The following is an 18,081-nucleotide window of genomic DNA, read 5'->3' on the forward strand; positions in this document are numbered from 1 at the left end:
TCGGCATTGATCAGAATGAATGGCTGCACTTCGAAATACCCTGCGATCTTTTGCTCTTGCTCTGCGCGCCCGAGGAGTCAGAACGCGTATCGTTGACGCTGAGAATTTGCGTGTGGTTGTAGTTCAGCGCCGCGGTCCATCTCACTGAGCCGAACAGACCAATCTTCTGGCGCTCAATGCCGCCATCGAAGCTGCACGGGCGGGCGAGGCCGGTCGTGGTTTTGCCGTGGTAGCCGACGAGGTTCGTAGCCTGGCGTATCGCACTCAGACGTCAGCCCAGGAAATCCACACGATGATTGAAGAGCTTCAGATGGGCGCCCGTGAGTCGGTATTCACTATGAACGAGAGTGAGCGCTACAGTCGGGACGGCGTGATTATTGCCAACCAGGCAGGTGAGCGACTGGGCAGTGTAAATCAGCGCATTGGCGACATTGACGGCATCAATCAGTCGGTGGCGACCGCAACTGAAGAGCAGACTGCGGTCATAGATTCGTTAAACGTTGACATCACCAAGATCAAAACCCTCAACCAGGAAGGCGTGGAAAACCTCCGGGCCACCTTGTTTGCCTGTGACGAGCTTGAGCAGCAAGCCACGCGACTCAAGCAGTTGGTGGATGGTTTTCGAACTTAGGACGTAGCACGGCGCACTCCAGACAAACCGCGAGCGATGTCATGGATTCAAGCGCGCGAGAACAGCAGCTTTATACCCGCGGCGCCGAAGACTAACCCCAGGGTGCCTTCGATCCATCGGCGTGCCCGGCGATAACCTCGAATCATCGGTGCCGTGGAGAAGACGATCGCATAGCTGCAGAAGATAGTGACGCTCAGTACGGCGCAGCCAGCCAGGATAATCACAACCGTTTCAGGCGTCGCGTGTGGCCCCAGCCCCAGGGTCATGGTTGCGATCCAGCCCAGCAGCGCCTTCGGGTTTGTGAGGTGCATAAGCAGGCCGCGCCGGTAAAGGCCAAAGCCAGAAACGGTTGGTACGGCAGCCAGTTCTTTTTGAAGGCGCTCGTCAGAGTTGAGGGCGGAGCGGCCAGCTTTGATGGCGAGGAAAAGCAGGTAAATCCCTCCGACTATTTTGAGGGTGCTGGGGCCAGGGCTTGCTGCTCCCACGATGTAGGCGGTGAATACGAGCAGGAGATGGTGGAGATCAAATGACATTTGTAGCCCTTGACAATAACGCCCCCCAAAAAAAGCCTTGGAGTAGCGCGGGTTACTGATCGGCAGCAGTGGACTTTTGGGTAACGCCAAATCCAGCTAACGCCCCTTGAAAAAAGGCGCCAGTCCCCTTTCAAAGACTCTCAGGGTCGCCGAAGAACATCTGAATCCGCGACCTCAACCACCGCTCACCCGGATCATTATCCTGCGAGCCACGCCAGGCCATGTGCAATTCGAAACTGCGCACTGGCAACGGCGGGTCTTCCGCCCGAACACCACCAGCGGCGGTCAACGCTTCGGCGGTGTAATCCGGGACAGTAGCCACGATATCGGTTCCGCTGATCAGTGTGCTCAACCCGTTGAACTGCGGCACCGCCAGCACCACGTGGCGTTTGCGCCCCAGTTTCTCCAGCTCTTCATCGATAAAACCGCTCAGGTCGCCCGCGAATGAAACCAGCGCATGGGGGCGGGCGCAGAAATCGTCCAGGCTCAACGGCCCCGGCACTGAGTCGGCACGGAGCAGTTTTGGCATGCTGCGGCGCAATATTTTGCGCTTGGCGTTGGCCGGCAGGTCGGCGGTGTAGCTGACGCCGATGGAAATCTCGCCCGAAGCCAGCAGGCTCGGCATCAAGATGTAGTTGGCCCTACGCACCACCAACACGATGCCCGGTGCCTCGGCCCGCAGCCGCTTGAGCAGCATCGGCAGCAGCGCGAACTCGACATCGTCCGACAGGCCGATGCGGAACACCGCAGTGCTGGTTGCCGGATCGAATTCCGCCGCACGGCTGACCGCGGTGGAAATCGAATCCAGGGCCGGCGAGAGCAGGGCGAAGATTTCCACCGCCCGGGCGGAAGGCTCCATGCTGCGGCCGGTGCGCACGAACAGCGGGTCATCGAACAGCCCGCGCAGGCGCGAGAGCGCCGCACTGATGGCGGGCTGGCCGAGGAACAGTTTCTCCGCAGCGCGGGTCACGCTGCGTTCGTGCATCAGTGTTTCGAAAACGATCAACAGGTTCAGGTCGACACGACGCAGGTCATTACGATTCATCTGGGGTCCTGGCAGATTCAACAAACTTGACGTGAGCGACCATATGAGAACAATGGCCGGCATGAATCTTACGGGGAAAGGCTGGTACTCTGCACAGGGTAATTCAGTTTTCCCTGAAAGGCTGCTTCGGTTTTCACGGCATTGGATGATGTCGCCGTCGCTGCGGAATCAATGACAGGCATGTCGACTATTAATAGCCACTGATGGTCTTGGGTAAAAAGCCCAGATAGAGTTCAGGGCATTAGAGGTTAATTTGACGAGGTTTGCGATGTCCCGCACGATCCGTTTTCACAAGTTTGGTCCAGCCGAGGTGCTCAAATGCGAAGAGCATGCGGCCGCTCTGCCTGCACCGGGCGAAGTGCAGGTGCGTGTCGAGGCGATTGGCATCAGCTGGTATGACATTCTCTGGCGCCAGAACCTGGCTTCGTCCCATGCTCGCCTGCCTTCAGGTCTGGGTCATGAAATGGCCGGTGTGGTCACGGCGCTCGGCGAGGGCGTCGATGACCTGGCCGTCGGTGACAAGGTCGCCAGCTTCCCGGCCGAAAGCCCCAACGACTATCCGGTCTATGGCGAACAGATCGTTCTGCCGCGCACGGCACTGACCCGTTACCCGGACGTGCTCAGCCCGATCGAAGCCAGCGTGCATTACACACCGCTGTTGATCGCCTATTTTGCTTATGCCGATCTGGCGCGAGTCAAACCCGGGCAATTCGCCTTGGTGACCGACGCCAGTCATTGCGCCGGGCCATCGTTCGTGCAACTGGGCAAAGCCATGGGGGTGCGGGTGATCGCTGCGACCAAAACCGCGGACGAGCGTGAATACCTGCTGTCGCTGGGTGCCGAAAAAGTCATCGTCACCGAAGAAGAAGATCTGCTGATGCGGATCAACAAAATTACCGATAACCGTGGCGTCGACGTCGTGTTCGATGGCCTTGGCGGACCGCAGATGTCAATGCTTGGCGATGTGCTCGCACCTCGTGGCAGTCTGGTGTTGTACGGGTTGCAAGGTGGTAACCAGACACCCTTCCCGGCGTGTGCGGCGTTCCAGAAGAACATCCAGTTCTTCGTGCACTGCATTGGCAACTTCACCGGCAAGCCGGAACTGGGCATCCTGCAGGACCAGGCCGCACTGCAACGTGCCCTGCGCGACATCAACCAGTTGACCGCAGACCGTGTGCTGCTGCCGCTCAAGACTCGGGTGTTCCCGTTCTCCCAGTTTGTCGAAGCGCACCGCTACATGGACGAATGCCCATGCCGCGAACGGGTCGCCCTTGAGGTCGAGCCTGCCTAGGCCATTCGTATGAGGCTCTTTGCATGAGCTTCGTTGTATAAGCCCCTCTGGAAAAGTCCGTGCGAGCACGGACTTTTCCGCTGTAAAGACCTCCAAAATGAGACATCCCATTGGTCCCTCGGTGGGACGGTTCAGCAACTGAACTGGTTTTTGCTCTCGATCTGTATCTTCTAATCATTATGTAAGCCCTGATAATTGGATGATTATTTCATCTCAAGGAAAGAGTCATGGCTGGGTATCAGATTGAAACTTTTCAGTGCGCACCGGCAATACGTGCTCAACAAATAACTCGACATCGCTCGATGCTCATACATTTATTGGCAACTTCTTTCTTTATTTCTTGTATTACATGTCTGTGGGATGTTGTCGGAAATTTCCTAGGAAATCGCACGGAACCGAAAAGCCCCAGCCCTGCTGGGCGCTGCGGCGGTCTTGCCTTGTTTGGGGTTCTCGAGACATGCAACCATTTCAAATAATTACACAATGCTTAAGTGCTAGCATTTGATAACAGCCCCGGCACTCCATCGACGACAAGCAATCCGTTGCGCAATCCATGTAATTGTTGGCGCGGCGTTGAACTTATGAGTAACAGGTAAACAATGATGACCCATACCCATGAACAGGCAATGAATTATGTTTATCAACAAGTACTGCAGCGCTTGCTGAGTTTTTTCTCTCGCGCCGAGCGCACGGCATTGCAACTGATGATTCAGCGCCTGGTGGTGTCGGCTGGAGGTATGGAGCGTATTGGCGATTACAAGGTGTTGGCGATCCAGTCCGGGTCCCGTGATAGCTGCTACACACTGGCACTGCTGCGCGCCGCGCAACTGAGTATCGCCGGTCGGGCACCGGCGACATTTCGGCTGCGAGTGGCCACGTTGCGCTTGAATGGCACGGCTTCGACAGCACTGGAAAACATCCATCGCAGCAGCAGCGCATTGTTTCTCTACGACGATCCCCGGGTCGAAATGTTGATGGTCGATAATCGTGAAGTCCTTCCGTTCAACCACCTGGGGCCAATCTCCGAAGCCGGCCGCGAGTCGAATCGGCTCAACCTGCTGATGGTCGGTCACCGTCGCGCCTGGAACGGGCCGCTCGATTTGTGGGACGACGGGTACCTGGCAACTGGCGAGTTTTTTGGGCAAATCGCCCGCTGGGACAACGGCGTCGATGTCATGGTCAGTAGCGATTCACCTCGTCGGCAGGCACAGTTTCTCGACAGTTTGAACCGTGCTGCAGCCAGGGCCGGGCTTCAACCGTCGAGCCGCCATGAGACGGGCTATGAGGGATTGTTCGCGCGGCTTGATGAGCTGGGCAGTGACTGCTATCGCGAGCTATATCCCGACTCTACTCAAGCTGCATGGCGTCCTGTCGAGCGCTTTGAAGCTTGCCGCCGTACAACCTTCATCGACATTCACGACATGCTGGTCAGCAATCTGGAAGAGCGCTGGCCGCTGCTCACTGACTTCCTCGGGTTTCAACCTGACGAACTGACGGCTCAACTCAGTGATAACGACCATGTCAGTCTGTCGATATCCGCGCATGTTCGCGGCCTGCAAGCGTGTTTTATACACGCTCGCACCTACGAGGATGGTGTCATCGAGTACCTGCAACGGGCGCTGGTGTTGATGCGCCGTAAACAGTTGCCCGAGCGTTTTTGCGAGCAGGCAATGGAAACTTTCGGCAATCCGCTGACAATGGCCGATCAACGCGGCTTGGCGACGGCCGAGGCACAAAAAAGTCTCGGTTTGAGTGAAGCCCAACTGGTGTGTCTGCTGTTCGCCCCTTTTGTCGATAAAGGCGCGGCACTGGAGCATTTTCTCCGTCAGTGCCACCCCGGCATGCTGGTGGCGCTGCCGGAATTGCACCGGGCGATGCAAGGCGGCCCGGCACCCGAGCAGGTTCTGCAATGGATGGTTGATGTCAGTGGGTTGTCGGTCAACCTGATCGGTACGCTTTATCGCATGGGGCCGGTGGTTCGGGACGAGGGAAGGGGGGCCGGCACGGAAAGCGGCGACGCGCGCGCGCAAGCTGAAGGCATGGATCCTGAAAATGAAATGGCAATGACTGGCGAATGGTCGATGGGCCAGTGAACGTTTCTGGTTTGGCGGATTCATCAAGAGAGCGTCATGACGTTTGTAGCGTGTTCGGTCATCATCTATGAAAGGATCACGAGATTCCGATTTCGCGTACCAGGCGGTGTACCGCTACCTGAACAATCTGATCAATGAACCGGGCAGTGATGTGCGAGTGCGCCTTCCCTCGCTGCGACAGTTGGCGGATCGTTTGAATGTGTCGATCTCGACCATTCAATACGCCTATTCGCTGCTGGAGAAGGAAGGACGCATCTATTCGGTTGCCAAGTCGGGCTATTACGCGCTGCCGGTGTCTTCTATCGGCCTGCCCGGCAGCGGCAAAGACCTGCTCGAAACGGTCTATGTCAACGCCAGGCGCCCCGGCATGCTGGTGTTGAGCGCCGATGAACCGGCGTTATTACAACCGCTGGATAGCCCGTTGTTGTTGCTGGAGAGAGAACTGCTGCGCCAGTATCCGCGCCAGCCACAACCGTCTTCACAACCCTGCGGCGAGCTGGAGCTGCGCACGGCCCTTGCCGCACGCTACACCACTTCGCCGACTCGTTGCTGGCACGCCGATGATGTCTATATCGGCGCAGATATGCGCGGTGTACTGGAAATATTGATCGCTGTCCTTGAACTCAAAGATACAGTGGTGGTGGTCGAGTCACCGTGCGACTGGGTGATTCTGCGTTTGTTCCGTGACGCGGACGTGCAGGTTGTCGAGTTGCCGCTGCAAGCCTGTGGCGGCCTGGATCTCAAACAGTTGAGAGCGCTGCTCGAGACCGAGCGGGTGCGACTGGTGGTGCTTTCATCGGGCCTGAACATGCCGCGCGGGAGTGTGGCGCCTGACGGCAACCGACAATCCACTGCGCAACTGCTGGAGCGGCATGGCTGTTGGGTGTTGGAAAACGACTGCTACGGCGAGCTCGAATTTGAGCCAGGCGGCTTGCGGTTTCGTGACCTGCTGGACCCCGATCGACTGATCGTGTTTTCCACTTTCGAAAAAATCATTGGCTCGGAGGCGCCCTTTGGTTATCTGCTATCGCGACAACTGCGCGCCGAGTTGCAACGACACTTTCTGCTGCGGGCATTCCGCTTGTCGCTGATTCGCCAGAAAGCCATCGCACGCCTGTACAGCAATGGACGCATCGATCAACACCTGCTGGTGTTGCGTCGGCGGCTCAAGGAGCGCATGGTGCTGATGACCCAACTGCTTCAGGAGCGTCTGCCGGATGCGCTGCACTTCGTCGAACCCCGGGGCGGGGCGACGATCTGGATCCGCTCGTTGCGCCAGGTCAATGTACATCGGGTGTTCCAGCGACTGCTCAAACAGCAAGTGGTCATCGCACCGGGGGAATTGTTCAGCCTGCAGGGCCTGCACGCTCAGTACTTGCGCCTGAGTCATACGTTCGGTAGCGACCACGAGCTCGTCGCTGCACTGGGGCAGCTGGGGGACGCCTTGCGTCTGGAATCGGTCGATTGAGCCGAGGCGCAGGCATCCTCGGAACCTGACGTTCGATAACGTCGCGCGATGGCCAAACTGTCAGTAAACTGCGTGCCTATCCCGAACCACTCTCTCTCAGAGGTTTTGCATGACACTCAGTCCTTTTGCGGGCAAACCGGCACCGGCAGAACTGTTGGTCGACATCCCGCGACTGGTAACGGCCTATTACACTGGCCAGCCCGATGCAGCCATTTCTACCCAGCGTGTCGCCTTCGGCACGTCTGGACACCGAGGCAGCTCGTTCGACTTGAGTTTCAACGAATGGCACGTCCTGGCCATCAGCCAGGCGATCTGCCTGTACCGCGAAGCCCAGGGCATCGATGGCCCGCTGTTTGTCGGGATCGACACCCACGCGCTGTCCACGCCGGCCGGTGCCAGCGCCCTGGAAGTGTTGGCAGCGAACGGTGTGACGGTGATGATCGCCGAAGGCGACGAGTACACCCCGACGCCGGCCATTTCCCATGCGATTCTTTGCTACAACCGTGGGCGTACTTCAGGTCTGGCGGACGGCATCGTCATCACGCCGTCCCACAACCCGCCGCAAAGCGGTGGCTACAAGTACAACCCAACCAACGGCGGCCCGGCCGATACCCACATCACCAAGTGGATCGAAGCCAAGGCCAACGAGTTGCTGGCAGCCAAACTCGCCGGCGTCAAACGCATCAGCTACGAGCAGGCCCTGAAGGCCAGCACTACGCATCGTCACGATTACCTCAACACCTATGTCGCTGACCTGATCAACGTGATCGACTTCGACGCCATCCGCGATGCGAAGCTGCGTCTGGGTGTCGATCCGCTGGGCGGAGCAGGGGTGCGCTACTGGTCGGCGATTGCCGAGCACTACCGCCTGGACCTGGAAGTGGTGAATAAACAGGTTGATGCAACGTTCCGTTTCATGACCGTCGACTGGGACGGGCAGATCCGCATGGACCCATCGTCCAGCTATGCCATGCAAGGCCTGATCGGCCTGAAAGAGCGTTTCGACGTGGCGTTTGCGTGCGACCCGGACCACGACCGTCATGGCATCGTGACCCCGTCCGGTGGTTTGCTGGCGCCGAACAACTACCTCGCGGTCTCGATCGACTACCTGTTCCAGAACCGTCCACTGTGGCGCGCCGATGCGGCCGTGGGTAAGACCGTGGTCAGCAGCGGCTTGATCGATCGCGTCGCCAAACGCCTGGGCCGTCGTCTGTACGAAGTGCCGGTCGGTTTCAAATGGTTTGCCGACGGTCTGTTTGACGGCTCCCTGGGTTTTGGCGGTGAAGAAAGCGCCGGTGCGTCGTTCCTGCGCAAGGACGGCAGTGTCTGGAGTACCGACAAGGACGGTTTGATTCCGGCGCTGCTGGCCGCTGAAATGACCGCTCGCACGGGCCGTGACCCAAGCCAGGCCTATCGCGCGTTGACCGATGAACTGGGTGAGCCGTTCTCGGTACGCGTTGATGCCAAGGCCAACCCTGAACAGAAAGCACTGCTGAGCAAATTGTCGCCGGACCAGGTCACTTCGACTCAACTGGCGGGCGAAGCGATCCAGAGCATCCTCAGCCATGCACCGGGCAACGACCAGGCCATCGGCGGTCTGAAAGTCATGACCGAGAACGGCTGGTTCGCGGCGCGGCCGTCGGGCACCGAGGACATCTACAAGATTTACGCAGAAAGCTTTGTCAGTGACGATCACCTGAAACAACTGGTGGCCGAGGCTCAGACGCTTGTGGATGGCGCAATTTCTGCGAAGTGATTGAAGGCCCATCGCGGGCAAGCCCGCTCCCACAAGGATTTGCGCTAAACCTGTGGGAGCGGGCTTGCCCGCGATGGCGTCAGTACAGTCACCAACATTTCAGAAAAAAGGGGCGACCATCAACGGTCGCCCCTTTTTTTGCACACGGATTTACCGCCTCAAGCCACATCCACCAACACGATTTCACTGTCCTCGATCGCAGTCACCCGCAACACCTGCTCATCGGCAATCGCAACCCCGTCTCGAGCTTGTGCACGCAAGCCATTGACTTCAATCACTCCGGTTGCAGGCACCAGATAAGCTCGACGGCCGCTGTCCAGACGATATTCAGCCGTTTCCCCGGCTTTCAGGTTGGCCGCCACCAGACGTGCATCGGCGCGAATCCGCAGGCTTTGATCGTCGCCGGCCTTGCCGCTGGCCAGGGTCACGAAACCTTCACGCTGGCCTTTGGGGAAGGGCTTGGCGCCCCACGACGGTGCCAGACCGGTTTCGTTAGGGATGATCCAGATCTGAAAGATCCGGGTTTCGGTCGCTTCCAGGTTGTATTCACTGTGGGCGATCCCGGTGCCGGCGCTCATGACCTGCACATCACCGGCCTCGGTACGGCCCTTGTTGCCGAGGTTGTCCTGGTGAGTAATCGCGCCTTCACGAACGTAGGTGATGATTTCCATGTCCCGGTGCGGGTGTTGCGGGAACCCGGTACCGGGGGCAATCACGTCGTCGTTCCACACCCGAAGGTTGCCCCAGTTCATGCGTTTGGGGTCGTAGTACTCGGCGAACGAAAAGTGGTGATGGGCATCCAGCCAGCCATGGTGCGCGCCGCCCAGGGAATTGAAAGGTCTGAGTTCAAGCATGATCGTCTCCTGAAAAGGTTCGTCATGGGGCAGAACGACTGAGCCACAAACGAGAACCGGGGGTTGATGGTGAGCATCATCTATCAGGTACCAATCGATAAAAAGCGTAAAAAATGCCTCAATACAATCGAATTATTTGATATCGAATAACCTCGAATTTTTCTCATCCAGCCTTCACTTCATCGCATAAGCCAATGACCTGTAAGCATTTCACTAGAACTCAACGACAAATGCAGACACCATAGCCCTCGACAGCCTCACACACTGGAGTCCGCCTGCGTGCCGCAACACACACCCGATCTTCCGCCCGAACTTCGTCCCCTGGCCGAGATGCCTTTGCTCAAACGTCTGGCCGCCCGGTTCTTTGGCCACGGCCTGACCCGCTTGCGCGCGCAACACCGTGCGTCCTGGCTGCACGGGCAAGCCGACGGTTTTCGCAGCGGTCACAGCGCTGGCGTGGAATACGGCTATAAGGAAGGCAAGCTCGAGGGCCTGGAAGAGGGCCGGCAAGTGCTGCTGATCCGTGACTCGCGCTCGACCGAGCATCGACCGCCCAACGTCGATGACAACCTGTTCGACGATTGGCGCCTGCCATTGAGCGCCGAGCTGAAGAAGCGCATGAAGGCCGACGTGGCGCGACTGCTGCCTGCGCATGCCCAGCCGAGCGCTGCCCAATGGAAAATGATCTTCAGTGACACACCGTCGACTTCGGTGATCGCCGGCGCGGGCGCGGGCAAGTCGACCACCCTGGTGTTGCGTATCCTGCTGCTCAGCCATTACCTGGGGTTTGAGCTGAGCTCGATGACCGTGGTGACCTTCACTCGCGAGTCGCGCAAGGACTTCATCAATAAGCTGATCGAACTGTTTGCCGTGTGGGGCCGGGCACTCAGCTTCAAAGAAGCGCGGGACCTGGTGCGCACTTTTCATTCGCGGATCCTGCCAATGGTGCGCAGCCTGCCGGGTTTCGAACGACTGCAAGCCTTCGAAAACCTCAGCTTTCGCGTGCAGGGCACCGATGAGGAGGTCGACAGCAACCCCTTCGACCTGCGAATCAACGACGCCCAGCGCCAGCAGCTCAACGCCTGCTATCACAGCCTGCATACCCGCGATGAGCGTTTCCGCGAATTGATCAAGCCGTTGTCTCGTCACGCCTTGCAGCTCAAGGAACTGGAGCGCGATCACCCGGACGTGCAAAAGCGCATGGCGGTGACTGAACTGGCGGCCAAGCGCGATGAAGAGCTGTGCGACACCATCGAGGACCTGTGGTTTCGCGCCGGCGCCTGGCCGATCAAGGGCATCGAGCCGAATCGTCAGACCTTCGACATCAACGGTTCGACCTTCCATTGCCACGGTTACATTCCGGCGCTGGATGCCTGGGTGGTGCTGGGTTTCGATCCTCGGGAAAATCCCCAGGTCAGTCGCCCGAATGCCAAGCTGACCGTGCGTGCGGAATGGGCTGTAAAGCGCACCCTGTTTCAAGCTTTCTGTCGTAAGCCATTGATATGGCTCGATAGTTACGAATCTTCGAAACGTGTTTTGGCGTCGCTTGCCGGTGACGCGAGCGCCGGGCCGGGCTTCGATTACAAGGTCAAGGGCGAGCTGGCTTCCGCGCCGTTGCTGGACTGTTTTGTCGCGGCAGCCGGGTTTATCGAAAACCTCGGCCTGGATGTGCCCAATGCCGTGGGCCAGATGAGTTTCGCCAAAGATGACCCGGACCGATTCTTCTTCGAGGCCTTGAGCCTGTTCTGGCGAGCGCTGGAAGATCATCTGCTGGATCAATCGCCACCCGTGATGACCTACAACCGGATGTTTGCCCTGTTCAGCGAGCATTCACCGGAGAATCTCAAGTTGCTCGGCGATGAACTGCTCAGGCCAATGTCGCACTTGATGATCGATGAGTTCCAGGACGTGTCGCCGCAGATCGTTTCCTGGATTCGCGCCAGCCTGGCCGAGATCCGCAGTCGTGGCCCGGCCATGCACGTAGGGCGCGGGGCGCAACGTTCGTCATTGCTGTGTGTGGGGGATGACTGGCAATCGATTTACGGCTGGCGTGGCAGTTCGCCGAGCTACTTCATGGAGTTCAACAAGGAGTTCCCGTCACCGAGCACGACCAAGGTGATGCTCAGCGACAATTACCGCAGCCATCAGCACATCATCGACGCGGCGGAGCACATCGTCCGCGCCGCACCGGCAATCGCCGGCAAGAAGGCCAAGGCCAGCGGAGAACCCAAGGCGTTGCTGCCGGTGAACGTTCTCGATCGGGATGACCAGGGCATGGCCCAGCGCCTGATCGAGCACTACAGGAAAGGCGATTCAATCTTGATGCTTTATCGAAAAAGTAGCGATAAGTCATTGATAGAAGAGCATATTCAGTCTGTAGTTAATGTGGATTCTAGCTTGCCGTACGACGCGCGACGGCTCAAGCAACTGACCTATCACAGCGCCAAGGGCCTGCAAGCTGATGCGGTATTCCTGCTGGGCGATTGCCAGCATCTGACCAGTTCGCCTTACAAGAACCAGGTCTATCGCATGGCCGGGCTCGGCAAGGCCGGCGACAGCGAGCCCTACGACAGCGCGCAGAAAGACGAGATCCTGCGTCTGGCCTACGTGGGCATCACTCGCGCGGTGAGTCATTGCTACTGGTATGTCGATGGCCAGGATACCCAGGCGGCGAACATGCCCAAGGCCTCCGACCGGATCGGCAAGGGCAAGGCGTTTTTTGCCGATCACCGTCAGGGAAAAGTGCCTGCATGAAACCGGGAACTCTCAGGTAGCGGCGTTCAGGCGACGACGTTACCGACTGGCTACGAAAAGTTGCGGGGCGCGCAATCCCGGCCTATGGTCCAAGCGAGGCTTTGCTGGCGACTGGCGCGCGATGCTCGCCGCGGGTCGCTGTCCATCCAGTGCGGATACCCGTAGCGAGGTGACGACATGCCGAACAACTCCCGTCCCGCCGTGCTCGAACTGATCGGCAATACGCCGCTGGTGCGTATCAGCCGTTTCGATACCGGCCCATGCACCCTGTTTCTCAAACTTGAATCGCAGAACCCCGGCGGCTCGATCAAAGATCGCATCGGCCTGGCGATGATCGACGCCGCCGAGCGCGATGGCCGACTGCGTCCCGGCGGCACCATCGTCGAGGCCACCGCCGGCAACACCGGTCTGGGGCTGGCACTGGTTGGCCGCGCCAAGGGTTACCGGGTGGTGCTGGTGGTGCCGGACAAAATGTCCACCGAGAAGGTCCTGCACCTCAAGGCGATGGGCGCCGAAGTGCACATCACCCGCTCCGACGTCGGCAAGGGCCATCCCGACTATTACCAGGACGTCGCTGCGCGGCTGGCCAAGGATATTCCCGACGCATTCTTCGCCGATCAGTTCAACAACCCGGCCAACCCGCTGGCTCACGAGTGCAGCACTGCGCCCGAGATCTGGGCGCAGACCCAGCATGATGTGGATGCCATCGTGGTCGGTGTTGGTTCGGCCGGCACGCTGACCGGGCTGACCCGTTTCTTTCAACGCGTACAACCGAATCTGGAAATGGTGCTGGCCGATCCGGTCGGCTCGGTGATGGCCGAGTACAGCCGCAGCGGCACCCTTGGCACGCCTGGCTCCTGGGCAGTGGAGGGTATCGGCGAGGACTTCATTCCATCGATTGCCGACCTTTCCAGCGTGCGCAAGGCCTATTCGATCAGCGACGAGGAAAGCTTCGATCATGCCCGCCAGCTGCTGCGCGCCGAAGGGATTCTCGGCGGCTCTTCGACTGGCACCTTGCTGGCGGCGGCATTGCGCTATTGCCGCGAGCAAACCGAACCGAAGCGGGTGGTCAGTTTCGTTTGCGACACCGGCACCCGTTATCTGTCGAAGATCTACAACGACCAGTGGATGAACGATCAGGGCCTGCTGGCGCGCAAACGCTACGGCGATTTGCGTGACCTGATCGCGCGGCGTTTCGAGGATGGCCGCGTGGTCAGCGTCGGCCCGGACGACACCTTGCTCACCGCCTTCCAGCGCATGCGCCTGGCGGATGTGTCGCAACTGCCGGTGCTGGTGGACGGGCAGCGGCTGGTCGGGGTCATCGATGAGTCCGACATTCTGTTTGGCGTGCATGAGGACGCCACGCACTTTCGCATGACCGTGACCAGCGCGATGACCGACAAACTCGAAACCCTGCCTCCCGGCGCCAGTCTTGCTGAACTGGAGGCGGTGCTCGACCGTGGGCTGGTGGCGATCATCGCCGACACCTCGGGCTTCCACGGCCTGATTACCCGCGTCGACATGCTCAATCACTTGCGGAGATCCCTCGCATGAGTCAGCACGATGAAAGCACCGCGCCACGGGGCTTTGCCACCCGTGTGATCCATGCGGGACAAACGCCGGACCCGACCACCGGGGCGCTGATGCCGCCGATTTACGCCAACTCCACCTATGCGCAGCAGAGCCCCGGTGTGCACAAGGGCTTCGATTACGGGCGTTCGCACAACCCGACGCGCTTTGCCTTGGAGCGTTGCGTGGCGGATCTTGAGGGTGGAACCCGGGCATTCGCCTTTGCCTCCGGGTTGGCGGCGATTGCCACGGTGCTCGAACTGCTCGACGCAGGTGCGCACATCGTTTCTGGCAATGATTTGTACGGCGGGACTTTCCGCTTGTTTGAACGAGTGCGCCGACGCAGCGCCGGGCATCGCTTCAGCTTCGTCGATATGACTGATCTGGCGACCTTCGAAGCCGCGCTACAGGGCGATACGCGGATGGTTTGGGTCGAGACGCCGAGCAATCCTTTGCTCAGCCTCACTGACCTCACCGCTGTCGCACGCATCTGTCGCGAGCGAGGCATCATCTGCGTGGCGGACAACACCTTCGCCAGCCCGTGGATCCAGCGTCCTCTGGAATTGGGCTTCGATATCGTGCTGCACTCGACGACCAAGTACCTCAATGGTCATTCCGACGTGATCGGCGGCATTGCAGTGGTCGGGCAGAATGCGGAACTGGCCGAGCGCCTGGGCTTTCTGCAGAACGCAGTGGGGGCGATCGCCGGGCCGTTCGACGCGTTCCTCACCTTGCGCGGGGTGAAGACCCTGGCGCTGCGCATGGAACGTCATTGCAGCAACGCGCTGGAACTGGCGCAATGGCTGGAGCGTCAGCCGCAAGTGGCACGCGTGTATTATCCGGGCCTGGCATCGCACCCGCAGCACGAATTGGCGCGGCGGCAGATGCGCGGGTTCGGCGGGATGATTTCCGTTGAGCTAAACAGCGACCTGGAGGGGGCGAGACGTTTCCTCGAGAGCGTGCGGATCTTTGCCTTGGCCGAGAGCCTGGGCGGGGTGGAAAGCCTGATCGAGCACCCGGGGATCATGACTCATGCCACCATTCCCGCAGAAACACGCGCACAGCTAGGTATCAGCGATGCGCTGGTGCGTTTGTCTGTGGGGGTGGAGGATGTCGAAGACCTGCGCGCCGATCTGGCCCAGGCCCTGTTGCAAGTTGCGGTGACGCATTCCTTGTAACAAATCGGCAGTTGCTACAAAAAGCCCGCTTGATCGACGAGCGGGCTTTTTGTCGAGTGCTGACCGTCAGGCATAACTCCTGAGTGCCTCGGGAGGAATGAACGCTTCCAGCTCATCCTCGACCGCTTCGATAATCCGCTCTACATCGGCGGCATTCATGACCGTTGCACAAGGAATGCCGGCAATGGCGATCATGGTTTCGCCGCTGGCTCGGTCGAATAGACGAGCAACCATGCTGCCCGGTGCATCCATGGTCGCTTCGAAACCCATGGGATGAAAATGCCAGCGCATCAGCTGGCAGGCATTTGGAAAAGTGACCTTGCTGAATGAACCTTGATTCATGTGTTGCCCACCTTCTTCATCGAGCGCTTCCTTTAGCTCATGTTAGGAGGGAAGAGCCTTCAATGGCTCAACCGGTGACTGTCTTTAAAAGTAGCACCCGGATGTGAAAATCACGTGGAATTTTTCAGACCGTTCAGCGATTGGTTCAGTTTTTTTTGATGCAGGTCATGAGATGCCGGCATTTCGGCCAAGGGCCAGCATTGCCGGGCATCCCATTGGTCATTGAAGCCCGGACCGAACTTCGGCAAGCTCGGTTTTTTCTCGTCGAGTCCTCTATGCACGCCGATGATGATGGTCCGTCGCAAACCCAGGCCACGGGCGACACGGTCATGCGTTACCACCTGCGCTGGAAGCACCGGGATCTGGACGGTGTGATGGCGCTTTATCATCCGGACATTCAGTACAACGACTTTTTCCAGAACCGCGTGATGGGCCTGGACGCGTTGCGCGACTACGTGCGTGACAGCATGCCTCGCGATCCGGATGAGGCGCTGGAGCACTCGGACCGTATCCGACTGGATGGCAACACGGCGTTCATTCAATACCGCATCACCCTTCGCGGCGGTGAAGGGCTTGTGTCGTTTCGGACCAGCGAGGCGATCACCGTGCGTGACGGGCTGATCTGGCGGATCAATGAATACGCCACCCTCGTACACGAACAAACGTCCGGCAAAGCCCCCCGCAACCTGCGCCCGGCGGTCAGTCGGCTCGGGCTGTCACCGCGACAGCTGAGCTTCATGGCCGAAGACTTGCAGCAGTATTTCCAGGGGCAGCAGCCGTACCTGGATCCCGAACTCGACCTGCAACGGGTGGCGAAGGAGTGCGGATACAGCCGCAATCAGATTTCCTACTTGTTGAACCAGGTGCTCGGCCAAAGCTTCTACCGTTACGTCAATCAGGCGCGGTTGCAGCATTTGCTCGCGGCACTGGACAGCGCCACTCCACCACTGCGTATCGATGAGCTGGCCTTTGCCGCAGGCTTCAATTCGCTGTCGGCGTTTTACAGCTGTTTCCGCCAGCACACTGGCCTGTCGCCCAAGGCTTACGCCAAACAAATTTCTTTGCGTGCACGCGCGCAAGACAGCCCCTGAACCCACGCACTAGGATCGACGCCATCGAAGTATTGAGTGGCGGAGTCTGGCATGGCAGCGTGGCGCACGATCAGTTTGTGGATGGATCAACTCGACGAGCCGTTACTGGCGCGCCCGGCGCTGGAAAAGGACCTGGACGTCGACGTGGCCATCATCGGCGCCGGGTACACCGGGCTCTGGACCGCGTATTACCTCAAACGCCTGGCGCCGGGACTGAACATCGCCATTGTCGAAGCCCAAACCGCGGGGTTTGGTGCGTCGGGCCGTAACGGCGGCTGGTTGATGGGCAACCTGCTTGGCGAGGATCGCTTGCTCGCCGGTTTACCGGTCGAACAACGTCGCGCCTCTTACGATCTGTTGCACGGCATCCCCGATGAAGTAGAAATCGTCCTCGAACGAGAAGGCATCGACTGTGATTATCGCAAGGGCGGGGCGCTTTACTGTGCGGCCCGTTACCCGGAACAGGAAGCCAGCCTGCGCGATTATCTGGACGCGCTCTACCGCCAAGGGCTGACCGAGGCCGACTACCGCTGGCTCAGCCCCGAGCAATTGGCGCAACAGATCAGAATTGCCAAACCTTACGGCGGTATCTATGCACCGCACGTGGCGACCATTCACCCGGCAAAGTTGGTGCGAGGTCTGGCACGGACGGTGGAGCGCATGGGGGTCAAAATTTATGAAAACAGCCCGGTCACCCAATGGCAATCGGGCAGTTTGCGTACCGCCCGCGCGCAGGTTCGCAGCCGCTGGATCGTGCCGGCGGTGGAAGGTTACGCGGTCACGTTGCCGCCGCTGGGTCGTTATCAATTGCCCGTGCAGAGTTTACTGGTGGCGACCGAACCGCTGTCCGCCGCGACCTGGGACGACATCGGCCTCAGCCATGGTCAGGCGTTCAGCGAAAGCAGCCGCCAGGTCACCTACGGCCAGCGCACGGCCGACAACCGTCTGGTGTTTGGCGCCCGTGGCGGCTATCAGTTTGCTGGCAAGTTGCGCCATGACTTCGAGCTGAGCGCCAGCGAAGTGCAGTTACGACGCTACCTGTTCGGTGAACTCTTCCCGCAGCTCAAGAGCGTGCGAATCACCCACGCCTGGGGCGGAAACCTGGGGATGTCCCGGCGCTTCAAGCCGCACATGCTCTGCGATCAGGCCAGCGGCATCGCCTTGTCGGGCGGTTATGGCGGGGAGGGCGTGGGGGCCAGCAACCTCGGCGGGCGGACGCTGGCCGATCTGATTCTTCAGCGCGATACCGAGCTGGTGCGCCAACCGTGGGTGATTGCTCAGGGCGGTCTCGACGCGCTCAAGGCGTGGGAGCCGGAGCCCTGCCGCTGGCTGGGCTACAACGCACTCATCCGCAGCTTCGTTCACGAAGACCAGACCCTGGCCAACCCGTCCACCGCGCCCTGGCGTCGCAAACTGGCCGGCCGGGTTGCCGGGTTCATGGAAGGTTTCATGCACTGAATGGCGTTTTCTCAATCG

13 protein-coding genes and 1 pseudogene are annotated in these 18,081 nt (G+C 59.5%); 10 read left to right on the forward strand and 4 right to left on the reverse strand.

All coding sequences use genetic code 11. The annotated features are described in order from the left end of the window. Window positions 1–148 precede the first annotated feature (148 nt). Window positions 149–631 (forward strand): annotated as a pseudogene (locus AC30D7_RS04270) (methyl-accepting chemotaxis protein); the annotation flags it as partial. 47 nt (window positions 632–678) lie between these two features. On the opposite strand, the gene AC30D7_RS04275 reads toward AC30D7_RS04270, so the two are convergent. Beyond that, complete coding sequence (locus tag AC30D7_RS04275) at window positions 679–1,164, reverse strand: LysE family translocator (RefSeq protein WP_490133190.1); 486 nt, start codon at window positions 1,162–1,164, stop codon at window positions 679–681. Window positions 1,165–1,294: 130 nt separating this feature from the next. Then, window positions 1,295–2,209, reverse strand: coding sequence for a LysR family transcriptional regulator (locus AC30D7_RS04280; protein ID WP_490133191.1), 915 nt, complete (start codon window positions 2,207–2,209; stop codon window positions 1,295–1,297). 268 nt (window positions 2,210–2,477) lie between these two features. Here AC30D7_RS04280 and AC30D7_RS04285 point away from each other — a divergent pair, with 268 nt between their 5' ends. The 4 genes from AC30D7_RS04285 (at window position 2,478) to pgm (ending at window position 8,817) form a co-directional block, all read left to right on the forward strand. Next, window positions 2,478–3,500, forward strand: coding sequence for a zinc-dependent alcohol dehydrogenase family protein (locus AC30D7_RS04285; protein WP_490133192.1), 1,023 nt, complete (start codon window positions 2,478–2,480; stop codon window positions 3,498–3,500). Between the two features lie 602 nt (window positions 3,501–4,102). Continuing rightward, window positions 4,103–5,593: a hypothetical protein gene (locus AC30D7_RS04290; protein WP_490133193.1), complete on the forward strand. Its 1,491-nt coding sequence runs from the start codon at window positions 4,103–4,105 to the stop codon at window positions 5,591–5,593. Window positions 5,594–5,660: 67 nt separating this feature from the next. Further along, window positions 5,661–7,061, forward strand: coding sequence for an aminotransferase-like domain-containing protein (locus AC30D7_RS04295; RefSeq protein ID WP_490133194.1), 1,401 nt, complete (start codon window positions 5,661–5,663; stop codon window positions 7,059–7,061). 109 nt (window positions 7,062–7,170) lie between these two features. Continuing rightward, entirely contained in the window at window positions 7,171–8,817 is a 1,647-nt protein-coding gene (pgm, locus tag AC30D7_RS04300) for a phosphoglucomutase (alpha-D-glucose-1,6-bisphosphate-dependent) (RefSeq protein WP_490133195.1), read from the forward strand. Between the two features lie 158 nt (window positions 8,818–8,975). Here the strand turns inward: pgm and AC30D7_RS04305 are convergent, their stop codons facing one another. Beyond that, window positions 8,976–9,671: a pirin family protein gene (locus AC30D7_RS04305; protein ID WP_490133196.1), complete on the reverse strand. Its 696-nt coding sequence runs from the start codon at window positions 9,669–9,671 to the stop codon at window positions 8,976–8,978. 279 nt (window positions 9,672–9,950) lie between these two features. Between AC30D7_RS04305 and AC30D7_RS04310 the strand changes: the two genes are divergently transcribed. From AC30D7_RS04310 to AC30D7_RS04320, 3 genes are all read left to right on the forward strand, one after another. Beyond that, the gene (locus tag AC30D7_RS04310; protein ID WP_490133197.1) at window positions 9,951–12,425 is read left to right on the forward strand and encodes a UvrD-helicase domain-containing protein; all 2,475 of its coding nucleotides are present in this window, start codon (window positions 9,951–9,953) and stop codon (window positions 12,423–12,425) included. Between the two features lie 177 nt (window positions 12,426–12,602). After that, window positions 12,603–13,979, forward strand: a complete 1,377-nt coding sequence (locus tag AC30D7_RS04315) for a pyridoxal-phosphate dependent enzyme (RefSeq protein ID WP_064618027.1) — start codon at window positions 12,603–12,605, stop codon at window positions 13,977–13,979. Continuing rightward, window positions 13,976–15,172, forward strand: coding sequence for a cystathionine gamma-synthase (locus AC30D7_RS04320; RefSeq protein ID WP_490133198.1), 1,197 nt, complete (start codon window positions 13,976–13,978; stop codon window positions 15,170–15,172). Before AC30D7_RS04315 ends, AC30D7_RS04320 begins: the two co-directional genes overlap by 4 nt. Before the next feature lie 66 nt (window positions 15,173–15,238). On the opposite strand, the gene AC30D7_RS04325 is transcribed toward AC30D7_RS04320, so the two are convergent. Next, window positions 15,239–15,514, reverse strand: a complete 276-nt coding sequence (locus tag AC30D7_RS04325) for a DUF1652 domain-containing protein (RefSeq protein ID WP_490133199.1) — start codon at window positions 15,512–15,514, stop codon at window positions 15,239–15,241. Between the two features lie 275 nt (window positions 15,515–15,789). Here AC30D7_RS04325 and AC30D7_RS04330 point away from each other — a divergent pair, with 275 nt between their 5' ends. Continuing rightward, the gene (locus AC30D7_RS04330; RefSeq protein ID WP_490133200.1) at window positions 15,790–16,605 is read left to right on the forward strand and encodes a helix-turn-helix transcriptional regulator; all 816 of its coding nucleotides are present in this window, start codon (window positions 15,790–15,792) and stop codon (window positions 16,603–16,605) included. Window positions 16,606–16,656: 51 nt separating this feature from the next. Further along, entirely contained in the window at window positions 16,657–18,063 is a 1,407-nt protein-coding gene (locus AC30D7_RS04335) for an NAD(P)/FAD-dependent oxidoreductase (RefSeq protein WP_490133201.1), read from the forward strand. The last annotated feature ends 18 nt before the right edge of the window (window positions 18,064–18,081 follow it).

This window comes from Pseudomonas sp. DF5, from assembly GCF_058148225.1.

Excerpts from the sequence above, each read along its gene's own strand:
- AC30D7_RS04275 (WP_490133190.1), bottom strand. The coding sequence starts at position 1,164 with ATGTCATTTGATCTCCACCATCTCCTGCTCGTATTCACCGCCTACATC.
- AC30D7_RS04280 (WP_490133191.1), bottom strand. The coding sequence starts at position 2,209 with ATGAATCGTAATGACCTGCGTCGTGTCGACCTGAACCTGTTGATCGTT.
- AC30D7_RS04285 (WP_490133192.1), top strand. The coding sequence starts at position 2,478 with ATGTCCCGCACGATCCGTTTTCACAAGTTTGGTCCAGCCGAGGTGCTC.
- AC30D7_RS04290 (WP_490133193.1), top strand. The coding sequence starts at position 4,103 with ATGACCCATACCCATGAACAGGCAATGAATTATGTTTATCAACAAGTA.
- AC30D7_RS04295 (WP_490133194.1), top strand. The coding sequence starts at position 5,661 with ATGAAAGGATCACGAGATTCCGATTTCGCGTACCAGGCGGTGTACCGC.
- pgm (WP_490133195.1), top strand. The coding sequence starts at position 7,171 with ATGACACTCAGTCCTTTTGCGGGCAAACCGGCACCGGCAGAACTGTTG.
- AC30D7_RS04305 (WP_490133196.1), bottom strand. The coding sequence starts at position 9,671 with ATGCTTGAACTCAGACCTTTCAATTCCCTGGGCGGCGCGCACCATGGC.
- AC30D7_RS04315 (WP_064618027.1), top strand. The coding sequence starts at position 12,603 with ATGCCGAACAACTCCCGTCCCGCCGTGCTCGAACTGATCGGCAATACG.
- AC30D7_RS04320 (WP_490133198.1), top strand. The coding sequence starts at position 13,976 with ATGAGTCAGCACGATGAAAGCACCGCGCCACGGGGCTTTGCCACCCGT.
- AC30D7_RS04325 (WP_490133199.1), bottom strand. The coding sequence starts at position 15,514 with ATGAATCAAGGTTCATTCAGCAAGGTCACTTTTCCAAATGCCTGCCAG.
- AC30D7_RS04330 (WP_490133200.1), top strand. The coding sequence starts at position 15,790 with ATGCACGCCGATGATGATGGTCCGTCGCAAACCCAGGCCACGGGCGAC.
- AC30D7_RS04335 (WP_490133201.1), top strand. The coding sequence starts at position 16,657 with ATGGCAGCGTGGCGCACGATCAGTTTGTGGATGGATCAACTCGACGAG.